General features: G+C 68.3%; 15 protein-coding genes. 6 read left to right on the forward strand and 9 right to left on the reverse strand.

Annotated elements, in window-relative coordinates:
* Window positions 1-55: 55 nt before the first annotated feature.
* Entirely contained in the window at window positions 56-1,039 is a 984-nt protein-coding gene (locus LLH23_04655) for a Gfo/Idh/MocA family oxidoreductase (GenBank protein ID MCE5237765.1), read from the reverse strand.
* Between the two features lie 176 nt (window positions 1,040-1,215).
* On the opposite strand from LLH23_04655, the gene yajC reads away from it, so the two are divergent.
* The gene (gene yajC, locus LLH23_04660) at window positions 1,216-1,503 is read left to right on the forward strand and encodes a preprotein translocase subunit YajC (GenBank protein MCE5237766.1); all 288 of its coding nucleotides are present in this window, start codon (window positions 1,216-1,218) and stop codon (window positions 1,501-1,503) included.
* A gap of 3 nt (window positions 1,504-1,506) precedes the next feature.
* Entirely contained in the window at window positions 1,507-1,992 is a 486-nt protein-coding gene (locus LLH23_04665) for a DUF4446 family protein (GenBank protein MCE5237767.1), read from the forward strand.
* A gap of 30 nt (window positions 1,993-2,022) precedes the next feature.
* On the opposite strand, the gene LLH23_04670 is transcribed toward LLH23_04665, so the two are convergent.
* The 4 genes from LLH23_04670 to LLH23_04685 form a co-directional block, all read right to left on the reverse strand.
* A complete protein-coding gene (locus LLH23_04670; GenBank protein ID MCE5237768.1) occupies window positions 2,023-2,391 on the reverse strand; it encodes a DUF1284 domain-containing protein in 369 nt (122 codons plus the stop codon).
* A gap of 32 nt (window positions 2,392-2,423) precedes the next feature.
* Complete coding sequence (locus tag LLH23_04675) at window positions 2,424-3,371, reverse strand: carbon-nitrogen hydrolase family protein (protein MCE5237769.1); 948 nt, start codon at window positions 3,369-3,371, stop codon at window positions 2,424-2,426.
* Between the two features lie 70 nt (window positions 3,372-3,441).
* Window positions 3,442-8,298, reverse strand: coding sequence for a beta-galactosidase (locus LLH23_04680; GenBank protein ID MCE5237770.1), 4,857 nt, complete (start codon window positions 8,296-8,298; stop codon window positions 3,442-3,444).
* A gap of 13 nt (window positions 8,299-8,311) precedes the next feature.
* The gene (locus tag LLH23_04685) at window positions 8,312-9,103 is read right to left on the reverse strand and encodes a hypothetical protein (protein MCE5237771.1); all 792 of its coding nucleotides are present in this window, start codon (window positions 9,101-9,103) and stop codon (window positions 8,312-8,314) included.
* A gap of 255 nt (window positions 9,104-9,358) precedes the next feature.
* Here LLH23_04685 and LLH23_04690 point away from each other — a divergent pair, with 255 nt between their 5' ends.
* From LLH23_04690 to LLH23_04700, 3 genes are all read left to right on the forward strand, one after another.
* Window positions 9,359-11,428: a response regulator gene (locus tag LLH23_04690; GenBank protein ID MCE5237772.1), complete on the forward strand. Its 2,070-nt coding sequence runs from the start codon at window positions 9,359-9,361 to the stop codon at window positions 11,426-11,428.
* Window positions 11,429-11,531: 103 nt separating this feature from the next.
* On the forward strand, window positions 11,532-13,127 hold the full coding sequence (locus LLH23_04695; GenBank protein ID MCE5237773.1) for a sodium:solute symporter family protein: 1,596 nt from the start codon (window positions 11,532-11,534) through the stop codon (window positions 13,125-13,127).
* A gap of 2 nt (window positions 13,128-13,129) precedes the next feature.
* Window positions 13,130-13,342 carry a hypothetical protein gene (locus LLH23_04700; GenBank protein ID MCE5237774.1) on the forward strand — a complete coding sequence of 71 codons (213 nt, stop codon included), beginning with the start codon at window positions 13,130-13,132 and terminating at the stop codon, window positions 13,340-13,342.
* On the opposite strand, the gene LLH23_04705 is transcribed toward LLH23_04700, so the two are convergent.
* Together LLH23_04705 and LLH23_04710 are read right to left on the reverse strand one after the other, a co-directional pair.
* Window positions 13,314-13,523, reverse strand: coding sequence for a hypothetical protein (locus LLH23_04705; protein ID MCE5237775.1), 210 nt, complete (start codon window positions 13,521-13,523; stop codon window positions 13,314-13,316). The two genes, LLH23_04700 and LLH23_04705, sit on opposite strands and share 29 nt — an antisense overlap.
* 126 nt (window positions 13,524-13,649) lie before the next feature.
* Window positions 13,650-14,963, reverse strand: coding sequence for an ADP-ribosylglycohydrolase family protein (locus LLH23_04710; protein MCE5237776.1), 1,314 nt, complete (start codon window positions 14,961-14,963; stop codon window positions 13,650-13,652).
* 198 nt (window positions 14,964-15,161) lie between these two features.
* Between LLH23_04710 and LLH23_04715 the strand changes: the two genes are divergently transcribed.
* Window positions 15,162-15,797: a DUF1559 domain-containing protein gene (locus LLH23_04715; protein ID MCE5237777.1), complete on the forward strand. Its 636-nt coding sequence runs from the start codon at window positions 15,162-15,164 to the stop codon at window positions 15,795-15,797.
* Between the two features lie 81 nt (window positions 15,798-15,878).
* On the opposite strand, the gene LLH23_04720 is transcribed toward LLH23_04715, so the two are convergent.
* Both LLH23_04720 and LLH23_04725 read right to left on the reverse strand, forming a co-directional pair.
* A complete protein-coding gene (locus tag LLH23_04720; protein MCE5237778.1) occupies window positions 15,879-17,666 on the reverse strand; it encodes a PAS domain-containing protein in 1,788 nt (595 codons plus the stop codon).
* Window positions 17,663-18,355 carry a response regulator transcription factor gene (locus LLH23_04725; GenBank protein MCE5237779.1) on the reverse strand — a complete coding sequence of 231 codons (693 nt, stop codon included), beginning with the start codon at window positions 18,353-18,355 and terminating at the stop codon, window positions 17,663-17,665. The genes LLH23_04720 and LLH23_04725 overlap by 4 nt, the downstream gene beginning before the upstream one ends.
* Between the last annotated feature and the right edge of the window lie 52 nt (window positions 18,356-18,407).

The raw sequence follows: 18,407 nt of genomic DNA on the forward strand, positions 1-18,407 counted from the left end.
CCGCACACGACGCGGCACCCACGGCCTGTTCCTTCTACAAACCTCAGTAATCATATCACAACTGGACGACCTGGTGTGTGCGGGCTGCTTCACGCAGCTTGAGCACGACCTCGGTCATGCGGAAACAGTCGTCGGCCGGGACCTCACAGGCCTCGTCGCCCTGGATGGACTTGACGAAGTTGGCGAACTGGCGGCCCGCCGGGGGCAAGGGCAGCTCGCGCGGGCCCTCGTCCGCAGTGATCAGCGTCACCTGCGTTCCGGCGGCCAGGGACTCGATGACCCCCTTGTTGCCGGCCAGGCGCAGGCGGTCGTCGCCGTGGGTCGGCGCGGCCGCCGGGCGGCAGTAGTCCAGCCGGGCGCCGGCCGAGGCCCCGTTGTCCAGCTCCAGCGCCAGGCAGGCGTTGTCCTCCAGGTCCCGGATCTCCGGGTGCCCCGTGTTGGCGCAGAAGGCCGCCCCGCGCACGAACTGTCGGCCCGACGTCCAGGAGATCAAGTCCAGCGCGTGGATCCCGATGAAGGGGATGATGCCGCTGAAGGTGCGCCGGTCGCGCTGCCAGGCGGGGCGATTGCCCAGGCGGTATGACTTCTGCATCGCGCCCTGGCAGATGTCGCCGATCAGCCCCTCCTGCACGCACTGCCGCAGCAGCCGGTAAGCCGGCTCGAAGCGCATGGTGAGCAACATGCTCACCTGGATGCCGCCCTGCACCGCGGCCTGCCGCACGGCCGCCAGTTCCTCCAGGTCGAAGGCCAGGGGCTTCTCGGCCAGGACATGCACGCCGCGCTCGGCGCACGCTCGGATGATCTCGCCGCGCTGGCTGTCCACGCCCGACTCGCCCACGACGTCCACCTGCTCGCGGTCGAGCAACTCGCGGTAGTCCGTGTAGGTCTTCGTCTCGGCGTCGGCAGTGGGCCACTTGGGGACCCCGGCCAGCACCTCCGGGTTGTCGTCGCAGACGGCCACCAGACGGCTGCCCGTCTCCTTGAGCCCCTCGAGGACCGTCCCATAGTGGCCCTTCAGGCCAATCAGCGCCACATTCACGGTGCATGTCTCCTTCGGGTGGAGCAGGGCAGTTCGGCGGCAGCGGCGAAGACACCTCCCCCGCTGCTGCAACGCCTTCCCGGGTCCGGAAGGCTCTCGCCGCCCGGGAAGGACCGGCGAACCGCGGCGGCGAATTGCCTTACCCTTCGCTGCGCCGTTACCGAGAGGAGTCCGTCGTGGAGCATACCACCAACCTGAAGGACCTGCTGCCACTCATCATCTTCATGGTGGCCATGTTTGTGCTGTTCTACTACATGATCATCATGCCCGCCAAGCGCAACCAGAAGCGCCACCAGGACCTCGTGACCTCCATCAAGGAGGGGGATGAGATCATCACCGCCGGCGGCATCTACGGCAAGATCGTCAAGCTGCGCGACGACTGGGTAGAGGTCGAGGTGGCGCCGAACGTGCGGATGAAGTTCGACCGCCGCGCCATTCGCCGCCGGGCCGAGGAGAAGGGGTAGGCCATGTCGGGACTGCTGATGTGGGTGCCGCTAGCCGTCTCGCTCATCGCCCTGGCTGCCGCCGGGCTGGCGCTGTGGCAGGCCAAGCAGGCCAAGGCCCTGGCTACCCCCACCCCGGAGATGCAGCGCCTGGAGGCGCACCTGGCTGAACCCGCGGGGCAGCAATTGCTGGCCCAACTGCTCTCCCAGGTGCAGGCACAGGAGGGGCGGCTGCGCGAGCTGGAGTCAGCCCGCGAGCAGATTCGCAACCAGCTACGCGGGGCCGTCCAGCGCGTCGGGCTCAAGCGCTTCAACTCCGAGGAGGGCGTCGGCGGCAACCTCAGCTTCGCCCTGGCCCTGCTCGACGCCCGCAACCACGGGATGATGATTACCTCGATGTACAGCCTGCAGTCCTGCCGTGTCTTCCTGCGGGGGATCGTCAGCGGCAAGGCCGAGATGCCGCTGACCGAAGAGGAGCAAGAGGCGCTGGAGATGGCGCTGAAGGGCTAGCCCGCGACGCAGCGCCCACGGCCCGGGCGTCTACCGCGGCGCCTTGTCCGGCGGCATGCGGTCCAGGGCGCGCAGCAGCTCCTCGGCGCTATAGGTGACGTCCAGCTCCACCCCGAAGGCCTGGGCCGTGGCGCGGTCCTTGGCCAGCAGGTCCACGGCCTCGCACTCGTCCGAGCGCTTCGGGCAGGGGACCTTCAGGCACAGGTCATCACAACCCATGACCACGCGCACGGGCTGCTGGGGGTGGTCCACGATGCGCTGGAGCAGCTCGTCGTGGCGCTCGGCGAACTCGGGCGTGTAGCCCTGCCGGACGCCGAACATCAGCCGGTAGTTGTGCTCGTGGGCATACCGGTACAGGTTGATGAGATGCTCGCCGCGCAGCGTGATCGTGTCTGCCATGGGGCGCCTCCAGGGCGTGCTGAGGGTCCGGTCTACAGCCCCGCCTGCTTGAGATACCGCTCCCGCTCCCGGCGCGCGCGGGCCAGGTACTGGGTCCAGGTCTCCAGCTCGAACTCCGCCACGATGTCCTCCACCGTGACCTCATCCATCAGGGAAGCCAGCGTGAAGTGGGCCTCGGGGTAGTGGTTCTCGATCTCGACGCCCGGCCCGTACTTCTTGAGAATCTCCGGGAACTTGTTCTGGTTGTAGTCCAGGTGGAAGAGCATCCGGTCGGCGTTGATGACCGTCGAGAGCAGTGGCGGCAGCAGCCCGGCGCGGACCTGGTTGTCTTCCCAGCCGGAGCTGCCCAGGAAGCGGCCGGCCATGTCCACGATGTAGCTACGCGCTGAGCAACTCGACACGATGTAGAAGCCGAAGTCCCGCGCCCAGTGCAGCAGCCGCTCCCCGCCGATGAAGGCCGACACGAAGCACACAACGCGCGCTTCGTGGGCCGCGAGCCGCTGGCCGACCTCGACGAACTTGAGGTCGAAGCAGATGGCGGCGCCGAGCTTGCCGAAGTCGGTGTCGAAGGTCGGGGCGTCGGTCCCCGGCACAATCCCCGCCTCCATCTCGCCGATGGTCGGCTGGAACTTGTGGTACTTGCCCAGAATCTGTCCCTCGCGGTCCAGGAAGCAGGCGGTGTTGTAGAGCGTATCGCCATCGCGCTCCAGCAGTGGCACGCAGACAACCATCTTGTGCCTGGCGGCGATCTCAGCGGCCCGGTCGGTCAGCGGCCCGGGAATGGCCTCGGCGTTCTCGGGCCACTGTTCCCACGGGATGCCGCCCATGTTGAAGGTCTCGGGGAAGACCACCAGGTCGGGTTTGGCCAACGCGGCCTGCTCCAGGTAGTCGGCCATCTTGTCGCGGGTGCGGGCATGGAAATCCGCCCCCTGCTCGACGCCCTGGTAGGCGACGGTGGTGACGCGGATGAAGCGGGCCATGGGATGGGCTCCTGAGACGAGATGATGTGCCGGATGGTTCCCTCCGGCTCGTGTCCTGTCCTGCGCAACATTACGGCGTCACCGTGAATGACGCCGCGCCCTTCGTTCCCGTCGCCAGGTCGGTCGCCACGATCTGCCACTTGCCGGGCGTGTCGTTGAGCGCGAGCTGGAAGCTCCCCCGCGCGACATCCTGCGTCGCCGCCAGTTGCGCGCCGTAGTAGCTCCGTAGCGTCCCCGCCGGGTCGGTGACCTCGACGCCGAAGGCGCGGGGCAGCTTCGTCTTCTGGCCGAGCGCTGCCACGGTGTACTGCACCTGCGCCCCGGGGGCCAGCTTCGTCGCTGACGCCTGCACCCGCACCGCGGCTACCTGCTCGGGCAGCAGCGTCAGCAGCCGCGCCTCGCCGGCGGTCATCTCGAAGCTGAGCCGGCCCGTTCCCACGTACTTGCCCTGGCGAGCATCATAGACCTGCATCCCGAGCTTCTGCACCGTGCTTACGGTGCACCCGCCGGGCTTCGTGTCCCGCAAGAAGCCAACGTAGTGCGCCGCCCCGTTCACGAAGTGCCGCACTTTGACCCTGTGGCCGCTCGATACGCTGACCTCGCAGTATGATTCTGCCCCGATGGAGTCGAAGACCGTGTGCACGAACGCAGACAGGACGTTCTCTGCACCCAATTCCTGCCGGCGCGGGTAGCTGTTGAGGAACATGTTGAGCAGGATGGCCCCACCCTTGCCGTACTGGTTGAGGATGTAGGCTGGCTTACCGGCGATGTCCGCCCGCGCCTTGCCCGTGGTCAGTGTCAGCGACGGGCTGGCGCAGTAGTCGTCCACCTTCAGTCCCCTGAGGGCTAAGTCTCCCTGCAGCATCTTCTCCACGCCATCCGGCTTGCTCGCGATGCCGAAGACCTCATCCAGCGCGCCCTGCGGCAGCGTCCGGCAGTGCTCATCCATCAGCCCCGGGCGTCCATCGGCGATGACGACACCCCCTGCCTGCACGAAGGCCCGAATCGCCTCGACTTCCTTCGCGGAGAGCGCTTGCGAGTACGGCAGGATCAGCACCCTCGGCCGGGTGCCGGCTGCCTTGAACGTGGCCAGCTTCCCGTTCTCGATCTCCGCGTACGAGATGAAGTCCGCCTGCATGCCGCAGTCGTCAATCGCCCGCATCCAGCCGTCGCGGTTGTTGCGGAACAGGTCGTCATTGTCGCAGATGTACGCCGCATGGATGCTGGCCTGCGAGTAGTGCACCAGGACATCGGGCGGGCGGGCACAGAGGGCCAGCAGCAGCCCCAGCCCGGCCTGCTGGTCGCGGATGTCGCTCAGGCCGTCCGCCGCCGACTTGGGCAGCGTCATGTCGGGGTTGAGCATATAGTTGTAGACGAAGAAGCTGCCGCCCCGCGCCTGGTTGAGGAAGCGGTTCCACATCGTGTAGGACAGGTCGGGGTTCAGGCTGGCATAGCCCCACCAGGGCAGGCTGACCATCCCGAAGCTACGGTGCATCTCGCCGGTGTTCTGGTGGTCGTAGGCCTGGATGAAGTCCAGCGTGTGGGCCAGCCGCCACCAGTCGAAGCCGCCATACGCCTCGGCCGCCTGCGTCCCGGAGATGCCGATGCGCCCCTCCGGGTCGGTCTTGCGCACTTCGTCGCGCACGAACTTCATGTAGTCGGCGAAGGCGAACTCCATGTAGGTGCGGTGGTCGGCCCAGGGGGCGTAGTTGCCGCGCTTGGCCACCTCCAGCGCCGTCATCGGCATGACCTCATCCCAGGTGGCGAACTGGGTCTCCCACTCGCGGTTCAGGGCCGCCAGGTCGGCGTACTGCGTCTGCAGCCACTGGCGGAAGGCGGCGAGGCTGACGGGGCTGAAGTCAAAGTCGAAGGGGGTGGTGTAGTACGTCGTGCCCAGCTCATCGCCCAGGCAGTAGCCCATCGGCTTGAAGGGCGCGAGCACCTTCACCCGCTCGGCAATCTGCTTGGCCTGCTCCGCGCGCATGGCCGGGTCCTCCAGGGACACAGGGCGCACGAGGTACTGCTTGTCGTGGGTCTTGACGTACTGCTCCTGCAGGTCGTGGAAGCCCGGCTTGCCGTCGCGCCCCTGGCGTTCCGGCAGGCGCAGGGGGTTGCCGCCAATGCCGTAGGGCATGAGCCGGAAGCCGGCCTCGTAGTTGGAGCGGTTCTCCTCGGGCTGGAGCCAGCTGCTGCTGACCTGCACGGTGTCCAGGCCCATCCGGCGGCACTGGTCGGAGGCGACCTGGTGCAGGGAGTCCACGCTGTACGCGCCAGCGGGATTGCCCCACAGCGTCCACGTCATCGGGTTCCAGTCGCGGCGGGCAGTGCGCGTGGGCATGAGCAAGACCTGCGCCTGCTGCACCGAAAGCGGCTTGCCCTCGTCGAGCAGCACGGCGCGCACCACGCCCGCCTGGGCCAGCGGCTCGGGGACGGCGAGCGTGCCCGTGGCCTCGCTCTTGCCGGCCTCGACCGGCACCGTCTGGGTGGCCAGGAGACGCCCGAGAGCGTCGGTCAGCAACCACTGCAGAGTCAGCTTGCGCCCCGGGGCCGCGCCGGTCAGGCCCACCGTCGCCGCGAGCGTGTCACCGCCGCCGTAGCACTCTTTGTCCGTCTTCAGGTCTTTGAGTGTCGCGACCCACTGCATCGAGGGCTTGACCGCCCCGCTCCCCCAGGCCACCACCTTGCCGCCCTCGCGCAGGATGACGTCCACCAGGTGCAGCCCGCAGGTCATGCGCCCCGGCCACTTGGGGTAGATCGCCCCGACGCCTGTGGGGACCTGGCACTTGAGGGTGCTCTGGGCCTCAACCTGCCCGAACTCATCGCGGATCCCCACCCAGGCCTCGACCTGGCGGGCCGGGCCGGGGTTGTCCACCGTCACCCCGATGACGCCCTCGGTGCTGCTGCTGATCGGGTCGCCGGGCAACTGCCCGCTGACTTCCTTGACGCGCAGCTCCGGCTCGCGCCGTGCCGCCCAGAGCATCGCCCGCGCCAGCAGGCCGTAGTGGTAGTCCCAGTATGGGAACTGCTGCGTGGCGTTGCGCACCCACGGGGTGATCCCGTTGCTGTAGCTCCCAGGGCCCTGCCACGAGGTGTTGTAGCCCAGCCCCACGATGCGCCCCTTGCCCTCCTCGCGCACCGCCAGCAGCGGCCGGTCTCCGGCCAGCGCCAGCAACTCGCCGTTGGCCTTGTAGGCCGAGCAGCCCGTTTGCGGCAGCGCTTCCCACGGCAGTCCCGCCGTCAGCGCATGGTCGGCCGTCTTCTTCCAGGTCAGTTGGGGCAGGTTCGTCGGCTTGAACTGCGTCAGCGGCAGGAGCGCCTCGGCCTCGGCGGGCAGCTTGTTGGGCTGCACCCAGACCAGGCCCGTGCCGTTGCGGACCTTGGCGAAGATCGCGTCCAGCAACTCCTGGTCGAAGAACGCACCGGTCAGCCCGCCGATGAGGATCACGTCGTAGTCCTGCTTGAGCGCCGCACGGACGTAGCCCTGCGACTGCTTGAGGTTGATCTCGCGCGGCAGCAGGCCGATGGTGTAGCCCAACTCATAGGACGAGCCGACCGTCGGCGCGACGTAGTCCAGATCGAGACGCTGGGCCAGCTCGATCGTCTCGCGGCCCGTGAGGTAGCTGTTGATGATGAGCGCCCGGGTCTTGCCCCTGGCGTACGGCCGGGCCCAGGGCGTGTGCGGGGTGACGATCTCCCCGGACAGCTTCAGGTCGGGAGGAGCGTTGCCGGCGGTCGCCATCTTGTCCCCGAACTTCTCGCCCTCGCGCCCCAGGCGCTGCTCCAGCGGCTGCAGCGCGTACTGGCCGGTGGCCTGCCTCACGATGCAGGGCCGCTCGAACTCGAGCACGCTCTTGCCGCCGATCTCCACAACCGCCCGCACGACGTACGTGCCCGGGCCCGCAGGCTTGACGAAGGTGTCGGTCGAGGCACTGAAGGTCGGCAACGGTTTGAGCGTGAGCTGGCTTTCGGTTCTCTTGCTCTCCTGTCCGTCTGGCCCCTTGATGTAGGTCCGCAGCGTACACTCCGCGGGCCCGGACCCACTCAAGGTGACCTTGAACGGCACCTCCTTCGCGTCGGCTGCCACTTGCGGCGCGATCTCCAGCGCCCCCACGACCTCCGGCGCGGCTCCGGTCACATTGGGCAGCCCCTGGAACGGCACCAGCCACACCGTCGTGTCGAGCGACTCGCCGTTCTGGATGTCGAAGGAGCGGAAGGCCCATTCCAGGCCGGGCATGGCATCATGCAGCCACTGGTAGAACAGCATGAGGCGCTTGTACTCCATGCAGATGGCCAGGCCGTCGCCGCTCTCGCCGCGGGCCGCGAGCCAGCCGCGCTCCGGCTGGTACCACCAGTACTCGCCCTTGGCCCCGGCGCCGTAGGCGATCTCCTGGATCTTCCCGTCGCTGGGCAGGACGAACGTGTTCTTCTCCCCGCGCACCCCGGGGCGGCCGTGGAACCACATGCCGATGCGCATCGGCGTCATGGCCTCCTGGGCGATCTCGAAGCGGTAGTCGGCCCGGATGGCGGCACTGCCGTCGGTGAGGCTGAAGGTCTTGTGCACGATCATGCGCCCGGCGACGTCACCGTTGCCGCGGCGCGTCAGCTCGACGGCGGCATCAGTGCCGCCGCCCTTGAGCTTGAACTCATACGGGAGCTTCTCCCACTGCTGGTAGATCTGCGGGTCGTCGTAGTTCCACACGCGGTCCACGAACAGCCCCGTCTCCTCGGCACACAGGTGCTTGCCGGTGGCCTTGAGCACGATGTCGCTGATCTGCCCGCCCCGCATCGGGGCCACGGTGACGCGCACGAGGTCGTTGTCCAGCACGACCACCGGCTCGCCGCCGACCGTCTGCTGCTGCACGGTACACGCGGCGAAGAGCGCCGCCGGCAAGGCCAGCAGGATTGTGCACACAGTGAGCATTCGCATCAGGAAGCCTCCCTCAGTTCACCGGCAGCCGCAGGGCCACCGTGAAGCACGTCTCAGTGTCGCGGTAGGTGTACAGCCCTCCGTGGGGCATCTGGGCGGGGCCCGCCAGGAAGCTCAGGTACTGGGTCCAGTCCTGCATCTGTACGCGGCTGGTGCCCCCGAACCACAACGCCAGGGGCCCGGCGGTGCTCTCGACCCGGGCGCCCATGAGGCCCTGGGAATGGTCCCGGTCGGGCAGGTTGCCCGGCGCCTCGCCCGGGATCGTCAGGCCCGGCAGGAACGTCTGGAAGGGCTTGCCGCGTACGGCTTCCATGGTCAGCGCCGTGACCAGGTCGAAGCCTCCCCAGCGCAAGAGCCGGTCGAAGTGGCACTCGTAGCGCAGATCCAGTTCGCCCCCGGGGCTGACACGCACGGTCTCGCGTAGCCGCCACAGGGGGGCATTGTCCAGCACCTGGGGGTGGGAGCAGACACGGGTGACGGCAACCTGCGCGCCGCCCTCGGCGCAAGTCACGTCCATCTGTGGGGCGCGGTCGCCGAGGCCGGGCGTCTCGGCCTGGCAGCCGCGCACACCCTTGCCCGTCTCAGGCGAGGTAGGGGTCGTGTACAGGGCAATGAAGGAGACGAGTTGCGTCTCGCCCACGCGCACGTTGCGGAGGGTGCCCGTGCGCTCGACGCTGACCCGGAACTGGGACGTGCCGAGGGTCACGGCCTGGTCGGTGCGCGCCAGTTCGCGCACCGCCTCCCCCTGGGCGCACAGGCGCGCCGGGGCCGCGAGCGTGACGCACGCGACCAGCAGAAGGCGCATCTCAGGCCACCGAGGGTCTCGGCGCTGGCTTGCCATGCCTCTGGCCTCCCTTGCAGGTGCCGCTGGCCGGCACAGTTCCTTCCCCGGCGGCTCCTCTCCTGCACGTCGCTGCCGGCGTACTCGCCTTGAGGCTACATCCGGGACGAATGACTGCGGCTTGAAGCCAACTTGATGCAGGGGAAGGACAATGCGCCCAACGAGACGAATACTGTATGATTACGTCTCGGACCCGGTCGTGCCAGGAATGTGAACACCATGCGCGATGTCGCCCCCGACGAGCCGCAACTCCCCCGCTCTGTCTGCAGCCCGGCAGCAGCCGCTGCGCGGTACCAGCCCGACCTGCCGACGCACCTGACCTCGCTGCTGGACGTGCTGGAGACCGAGTTGGGGCAGCTGGTGGGGTCTGTGGGGGCCGATGCGGCCGGAGTACACCTGGTTGAGGACGATGTGGCCCCGCCGTTGCGCCTGTGCGCGCAGCAGGGCCTGTCTACCCAGGAAGAGCGCCAGGCAGCCCTGGCCCCCCTCGAAGGCAGTCTCGTCGGCCACTGTGTGTGTAGCCGGACGTCCGTCACGCGGTGCGCCGACGATGCCGACGAGCCGGCCGCTGCCGTGTGGGAGAGCAGCCACCACGTCTTTGCCGCCGAGCCCCTGCGTGCGGATGATGTGGTGCTGGGAGCGCTGTGGTGTTTCTCGCGGCAGGGGCGACTGGCCCCCGGGGCCGACGTCGTGCTGGGGCTGGTGGCCCATCACATCGCCGAACTCGTCCTGCGACACTTCCTGCTCCAGCAGGTCACCACCGAGCGCCGCGAATATGAGCAGCTTGCCGACCACCTGCGCGACACCATCTGGACGCTGGAGCTGGAGCCGGAGCAGCGCACGGTGCTGGTCTCGGGCGGCGTGGTCGGCCTGACCGGCTACACCCCGCAGGACTTCGCTGACAGGCCGGAGTTGTGGGGCGAGATCATCTACCCCGATGACCGGCCCCAGGCACTCACCGAGTGGCGGCGCGCCATCGCCGACGGCGATTCCGAGCTGCACCAGCGGGTGCGCATCGTGCGCCAGGACGGCGAGATCCGCTGGGCCCACACCCGCGGGCACATCGTGCGCGAGGGTGACGCGCTGCGGTTCTACGGTCTGACCACGGACGTGACCGACCACGTGCGGCTGGAGGAGAAGGTGCGGCGGGCCGACCGGCTCTCCGCCGTGGGGATGCTCGCGGGCGGCATCGCCCATGAGTACAACAACCTGCACTTCGCGATCCTGGGCACGCTGGACCTGCTGCTGATGCGGGACGACCTGGATGCAGGGACGCGCCAGCACATCAACCGCGTCCGCGAGGCTGCCGAGCGTGCCTCGGAGATCACCACCAAGCTCGTCGCCTTCGCCCGGGGGGGCAGTGGCGGGCGTGAGGACCTCGACGTGTCCGAACTGGTGGACTCCGCGCTCACCCTGGTCGAGCGCGAGTTCAGCACCATGGGCATTCAGGTCGAGATCATGCAGTCGCCGCTGCCGCTGCGCGTGCACGGCAACCGCGCGGAGTTGGGCCAAGCACTTATCAACCTGGTCATCAACGCCCAGCAAGCCATGCACGACCGCCCCACCAAGCGCCTGACGATCGCTACCGGCCTGGACGACGATGGGCGCATCTTCATCAGCGTCGCGGACACCGGCCACGGCGTGGCCCCCGAGAACCTCCCCCGGCTGTTCGATCCCTTCTTCACCACCAAGGGCGCCGCCGGGTCGTGGCTGGAGGGGCGCGCCGCTGCGGACGCCTTCCTGCCCGGGCGCGGCCTGGGTCTGAGCGTGGCTCAGACCATCGTCCACGAGCACGGCGGGGACATCGAGGTGGAGAGCGAGGTCGGCTGCGGCACCAAGTTCACGGTCTACCTGCCGGCGCCGGGCCTGTCGGAGACCCTCCCCGTCGCCGACAAGCCCTTCCGGCGGCCCGAGAGCGGGCGCATCCTCATCGCCGATGACGAGGAGCCGGTACGGGAAGTGTGTCGGGAGTTGCTCGAGCGCCTTGGCTACGAGGTGGCCGAGGCGGCCGGCGGCGCCGAGGCGCTGCAGCTGCTGATCGGCAGCCCCTTTGACCTGGTGCTGGTGGACCTGCAGATGCCGGACATGGAGGGGCTGGAGCTGATCCGGCGCATCAACGCGATCCCGGCCGACCGGCGGCCCGCCAAGCTCATCATCACCGGGAACATTGACGAGGTCCCCCCGGAGACCTGCGCCGACCTGGGCATCTCCGGCCTGCTGCAAAAGCGCGCCAATCTCAGTGAGCTGGTCAGCAAGGTGCAACTGGCGCTCGCGGCCCGGCAGCCCTAGCGGCGCGCCTGATCGCGCGATTCGGGGTTGACAGGCCCTCCCCGTTTTCCGTTTACTGTGTGTGCCTCTGCGCTCCAACCCCCGCTGCTTCGGAGCTTCGCACATGGACGCCCTTCAGCAACTGCAGGTCCACACCAACTTCAGCGTCGCCGACTGGGCAATCGTCATCGCCTTCCTGGTGGCCTCCACCATCGCCGGCATGTGGGCGATGAAGTACATCCGCGACATGGATGACTATGTGGTGGCCGGGCGCTCGGTGCGCACCTACCTGGGTGTGGCCTCGATGATCGCCGCCGAACTGGGCCTCGTCACGGTCATGTACTCGGCCCAGATGGGTTTCACCAGCGCCTTCGCCGCCTTCTCGGTGGCGGTGTTGGCGGCAATCGCCGGGCTGATTGTCGGACAGACCGGCTTCATCGTGGTGCCCCTGCGCCGCCTGGGCATCATGACCATCCCCGAGTTCTATGAGCGGCGCTTCAGCCGCGGCCTGCGCATCTTCGGCGGCCTCATCCTGGCGGCCTCGGGCATCCTGAACATGGGCATGTTCCTCAAGGCCGACGCCATGTTCGTCACCAGCGTCGTCGGCATGAACGACGACAACACGCTCAAGTGGGCCATGACTCTGATCCTGCTCCTGGTGCTGATGTACACCACCGTCGGGGGCATGATCTCCGTCGTCTTCACCGACTACCTGCAGTACACCGTGATGTCCATAGGCATGATCGTCACCAGCGTCATCCTGATGATGCATTTCGGCTGGAACGGCATCCTGGTCAACGTGCAGCAGATCACCGGCGACAAGGGTTTCAACCCCCTGACTGCCGATGGCATCGGTCCGACGTACCTCGTCTGGATGCTGTTCCTGGGCTTCATCAGCGCCTGCGTCTGGCAGACTTCCGTCATGCGGGCGACGTCGGCCGAGACGGAGAAGGTCGTGCGCAACACCTACTCGTGGGGCTCCATCGGCTTCCTGGTACGCTTCATCGTCCCGTACTTCTGGGGCATCTGCGCCCTGGTCTTCGTCTTCAGCAACCCGCAGCTGCGCGAGATCCTGCTGGGCCTCAAGGCCGCCGTCGCCGCCGATCCGGAGAACACGAAGGCGGCGGGCGAGTTGGGCACCTTCCAGTTGCGGGCCATGCCCATCGCGCTGAGCACCATCATGCCGGTGGGGTTCATCGGCTTGCTGACCGCCGGCATGCTGGCGGCGGCCATGTCCACCTACAACACGTACCTGCACACTTGGAGCGCGGTGCTCACGCAGGACTTCGTCGCCCCCCTGTGCGGCAACCGCCTCGGCAGCCGGGCCCGGATCAACATCGCCCGCGCCATCATGTGCCTGATCGCGTTCTTCCTGCTCGTCTGGGGGCTGTGGTACCCGCTAGCCGAGCGCCTGTGGGACTACATGGCGCTCACGGGGGCGGTCTACTTCACCGGCGCCTTCGCCGTGCTGGTGTGTGGGATCTACTGGAAGAAGGCCAGTCGCGCCGGAGCCTATGCGGCCTTCGCCAGCGGCTTCCTGATGCTGCTGGAGCTGGGGCCGATCAAGTCGGCTCTCACCGGGGCCGGCGTGCCCGTCCCCAAGATCGAGATCCTGGGGCTGGTCGTCGGGGCCCTGGCGCTGATACTGATGGTGGTGGTATCGCTGCTTGTGCCTGACGACTCCGCCCCTGCCGTACCGGATGACGAGGAGGTGGCCTGACCGTGACTGACTTCTGGATGTCACTTTGGACCTACATCTGGTTCATCAGCCTGGGCGTGTTCAGTATCCTGTCCATCCTGGTCATCATCTTCGGCGGGTACGATCTGGGGGCGCTGCTGCAGTCACTGCGCAGGCGCCATCTGGAGGCGACTACCACCGAGGAGGAGATCTATCTGGAAGAGCCGGCTATCCCACCGGCGCCGCCGGCGCCGTAGCCAGCGCCTCGCGGAGGCGGCGAATGAGGTCCTCCACCGTATCCAGGCGCTCTTCCAGCCTGTGCCGGTAGGCCCGCTTGTCGGTGTGGCGCACCTCGGCCGGCAACTCGCGCCGCTCACGCTCCAGCAGGTCCAGCACGATCTCCCATTCCTGGTCTGACAGCACCAGCTTGTCGAGCATGGTCCTCACCTGAGGACGCCATCGTCATCCTCATTGTATGTATAGTCATTCCCGTGGACGGTCAAACGCCCGGCGTCCCCCTACCGCCGGGCGTCACTCCCGCAGTCCGTCCCCAATCGCCGGTCCCTAACTCAGCACCTTCTCCGCCATCTCCACGGAACGCTGCGCCAGGTCGCTGATGCGGTTGACATTGAAGCCGTCTATGGCGCTGTGCAGCGTGTCGCCCAGCGGCTCTGTCCACTTCGCCGGCAGCGCCCGCGCCCCCAGCAGCGCCCCCATCACCGACCCCGCCGTCGCGCCGTTGCAGTCGGTGTCCAGGCCCCCCGTCACCGCGATGCAGATGGCCTTCGTGAAGTCCCCGCCGCTGTGCAGCAGGCCCATCAGCACCAGGCAGGCGTTGTTGATCGTGTGGACCGGGTGGTAGTGGCCATACTTGGCCATCACCTGGTCCCAGGTCGCCTCCCACGGGCCCTCACCGCACCAGGCGAGCATGTCGCGCACCGCCTCGGCCAGGCGGCACCGGGCCGGGATCTCGCTCAGCGCCACCTCGATCGCCGCGTGGAGGTCGTCCATCGCCAGACATGCCGCAATCAGCGCCGCGAAGAACATCTCGCCATAGATGCCATTCTTGGTGTGGGAGATCGAGGCGTCGCGCCAGGCGAAGTCGGCGGCCCGCTCCGGCCACCCGGCGGCGCCATAGCCGAAGCCGTCAGCCCGGATCTGCGCTCCGATCCACTCGCGGTACGGGTTCATCACGACCGCCGAATCCGGCGGCCACACGTCGTTCACCAGGTTGCGGTAGGCCACGCGCTCGGCGGTGTAGGTCTTGTGGTACGGCAGGCGCAGCAGCCACTCCTGGGCCACGTGCCGCGGCCCGAACTGCGGGCCGTGGGCCTCCAGGATGTGCAGCCCCAGCACGGTGTAGTCGGTGTCGTCGTCGCGCACGCCGTGGGTGATGTTGCCTCGCAGGCACTCATGGTAGCTCGGATGCCACTTGAGCCCTTCGGGGAGGTCCTCGACGGGCGGGAAGTAGTTGTCCAGCGGCAGGGCGTCGGCCGCCTGCAGCAGCTTCTCGATGTTCGCGCGCGGCCAGCCCTCCACCGGCTTGCCCAACATGCAGCCGGCGCAGCGGCCCAGCCACGCGCCCAGCATCCGGTCCTGCAGCATATCCCCGTCGGCCAGCGGCAGCCGTCGCGGCCCGGCCGGACGCTCGGCCTGGATCTCGGGGAGGGTCGAGGGCTCCACGTAGGGCGTCTGCAGCTCCTCCTGCGCGACGACGGCCTCGCGCCAGAAGACCTCGAGGGCCTCCGCCTGCATCGCCTCGTCCTGCTCCCCGGCCAGCTTCAGGGCCCGAGCCAGCTCCACGGTGCGGGCGCCCTCCTCGGCCAGTTGCGTCAGCTCCGCGGCCGCCAGATTCCTCTGCTCCTGCAGTGATGGCATGGCTCGGTTCCCTCTCTCGTCACCAAGTATCTCCAGGTGACTGAGGCTATTCGCCGGGGCGGGGCGGCTACCTGCCCAGAGCCATGGCTGTGATCTCGCGCGCGGCGCTGGCATTACATGGGGGCCGCAGTTACAACATGGTAGAAAATGGGTAAACTCAACGGTAAGTCTGTGCGACATCCTCACAGGAGGTACGCTATGAGAACCCGCGGCTTCACACTCATCGAGCTTCTCGTCGTGATTGCCATCATCGCCATTCTCGCGGCGATCCTGTTCCCTGTCTTCGCCAAAGCCCGCGAGAAGGCCCGCCAGTCAAGCTGCCAAAGCAACTGCAAGCAGATCGGTCTGGCTGTCATGCAGTACGCCCAGGACTACGACGAGCGCACGCCCAGGCACTGCGACAACGCGGGGGCGTCCGCGAGCGATGACTGCTGGGGCAAGGTGGTCCAGCCTTACATCAAGAACACGCAGGTGTTCATCTGCCCCTCGGCGTCGGCCAACACGGCGACCGCCGGCAACTACGGCTGGAACATCCGGGGCTGCGACCAGCGCTCCCTGGGGCAGTTCGCCCATCCGGCCGAGACGATCATGGTCGCCGACCACATCGCTCCGGGTGAGTCGCCGTCGTACAGCGGCGGCTACATCCGAGCGCCCAACTGCTGCGGCTCGGGCAATCCCCTGACCGGCCAGCAATTCTCCCTGATCTCCTCGCGCCACAATGATGGGGCCAACGTGGCCTTCACGGACGGCCACGTGAAGTGGTACCACGGCAGCGCGAACAACCAGAACTACGGGGGGCTGCTGGGGACCCAGTACAACTGGAACGACCAGTGAGCCGCCTGGTAGGGTGACGAGTCGTTTGAGCCCGTGGGCCAGGTGCCCACGGGCTCTATCACACTGCCTCACCTGTGCTGTCTACTTCGTCGCCGCGTCCCCATCCCCCGCCGCCGCAGGGAAGAATACGCTGAAGGTCGAGCCCTCCCCCGGCACGCTGTGCACCGTCACCCGCCCGCCGTGCGACTCCATGATGTGCCTGACAATGGACAGGCCCAGGCCGGTGCCGCCGGTGGCGCGGTCGCGGGCCTTGTCCACGCGGTAGAAGCGCTCGAAGATGCGCCCCTGGTGCTCGGGGGGGATGCCGACGCCCGTGTCGCTGACGGCCAGTTCGTACCCTTCGGGCGCCGCGCGCCCGGTGATCGTGACCAGGCCGCCCCGGGGCGTGTACTTGAGGGCGTTGTCGGCCAGGTTGAGCAGTACCGTGTGCAGGCCATGGGGGTCGGCCCGCACGATGTCCTCGGCGCCAACGCGCGTCTCCAACGCCAGCCCCTTCTCTTCGGCCCTCAGACGGAGTTCCTCGACCACCTCGGCCACGGCGGGGGCCACCGCCACCGGCTCAGGCTTCAGCAGTTGCTGGCCGCGCTCCACGCGCGTAAGCACCAGCATGTCATCCAGGATGCTGGTCAGTCGGTCCGCCGCCTCGACGATCTGCCCGACGAAGCGCGGGCCGCGCTCCGGGTCGCGCAGCGCCCCCATCTGCAGGGCCTCGGCCAGCGCCTTGACCCCGGCGGCCGGGGTTCGCAGTTCGTGGCTGGCGTTGGCGACGAACTCCCGCCGCACCTCATCCAGCCGCCGCAGGTCTGTCACGTCGTGCAGCAGTCCGACGGCCCCCAGCGTCTGGCCCTGGTCATCGTGCAACGGGGTGACGACGGCGGCGAGGCTACGGGGTTCGGGGTAGAGCACGCGCACCTCGTCATGCAGCACGGCCCCCTGCTCGACGGCCCGCTTGAGCAGGGCGCTCAGGTCGTAGTTGAGGGCGAGTTGCTCGGATGAGCGGCCTTCGGCCGCCGCCTCATCGGTGCGGAACAGGCGGGCGAACGCCGCATTGACGAACTGGGCGCGTCCGGTGCGGTCCACGATCACCACGGCATCGCTCATCTGCTGGAGTATGGCCGCATAGTACCGGGATTCGCGCTGCGACGACTGGAGCAGCCGCGCCAGCTCATCCAGGGCCGAGTTGAGCACCGTGCCCAGCTCCGCCAGCTCCGGCTCGGCCAGTCTCTCCGCGCGCGCGGTCAGGTCGCCCTTGCTCACCCGCCGGGCCACGCGCACCAGGTGCTCCACCGGTGCGGTCAGGTGGCGCGCCAGCAGCAGCCCCAGCAGCCAGATGGCCGCCAGCGCCGCCGCGAGGGTCGCCAGCAGCGCTCGCTGCAAGCCGGCCTGGGCCGCGTAGACCTCCACCAGCGGCCGGGCCAGCCGCAGCACCGGCCCTGCCGCAGCCTCCGGGGTCCCCACGGGGATTGCCACATAGAGCATGTCCATGCGCAGGGTGTGGCTGAAGCGGATGCTGCTGCCGTGGCCGTAGGCCAGGGCTTGCAGGCGCTCGGGCCGGTCCGCGTGGTTCTCCATGGCACCGGGCTCCTCGCGGCTGTCGGCGAGCACGACGCCGTCCGCGGCGATGATTGTCACGCGCGCGCCAATCCGCGCATCGAGGGCTTGCGACCAGGCCTGCAACCCGGTGGCATGTGGCGTGAGGGGCGGGAGTTGGTCGGCGGCCAGGTGGGCCTGGGTCAGCAGGCTCTCGGTAAGCTGCCGGGTCTCGACCACACGCACCGCCGCATGCAGGTACGCGTATAGCACCGCGAGGATGGCCGCCGACCCGAGCGTGACGGCGATGGTGATCTTCCAGCGCAGAGCCAGCTTCATGCGCCCTCCGCGAACTTGTAGCCCACGCCGCGCACGGTGAGGAGATGCCGGGGATGGGAGGGGTCCGTCTCGATCTTGGTGCGCAGCCAGCGGATGTGCACGTCCACGGTGCGCTCGTCGAGGTACTCCTCCTGCGCCCAGACGGCGGCCAGTATCTGCTCGCGGGTGCGGACGCGGCCGGCGTGCTCCATCAGGTAGGCGAGCAGGTCGAACTCGCGGGGGGTGAGTCGCACCGGCGCTCCGTCCGCGGTCACCTCATGGCGCGCGCGATCCACCACGATGCCGCCCCGGCTGAGCGTCAGAGGCGCGGCCTCGGCGCCACTGCCCGCCCGCCGCAGCACGGTGCGCACCCGGGCCACCAACTCGCGCATGCTGAAGGGCTTGGTGACGTAGTCATCCGCGCCCATCTCCAGGCCGGCCACGCGGTCGGCCTCGTCGGCGCGGGCAGTGAGCATGATGACGGGCACGCCGGGCCGCTGCTTGCGGAAGGCGCGGAACAGGTCCCAGCCGTTGATGCCCGGCAGCATCAGGTCCAGCACGACCAGGTCGGGGCGGCCCTGCTCGAACTGGTCCAGCGCCTGGTGGCCGTCGCCCGCCACAGTCACGGCCAGGCCCTCCTGCCCCAGCGCATAGGCCACCGCCTCGGCCAGACTCGCCTCGTCCTCAACGATCAGAATGTGTTCCGCCATGGCAGATGTGCACGCTCCGGCGACCGCAGTGTCACCCGCGATTATAGCCGAG

The sequence above is a fragment of the bacterium genome, assembly GCA_021372615.1.
GTDB lineage: Bacteria > Armatimonadota > Zipacnadia > Zipacnadales > UBA11051 > JAJFUB01.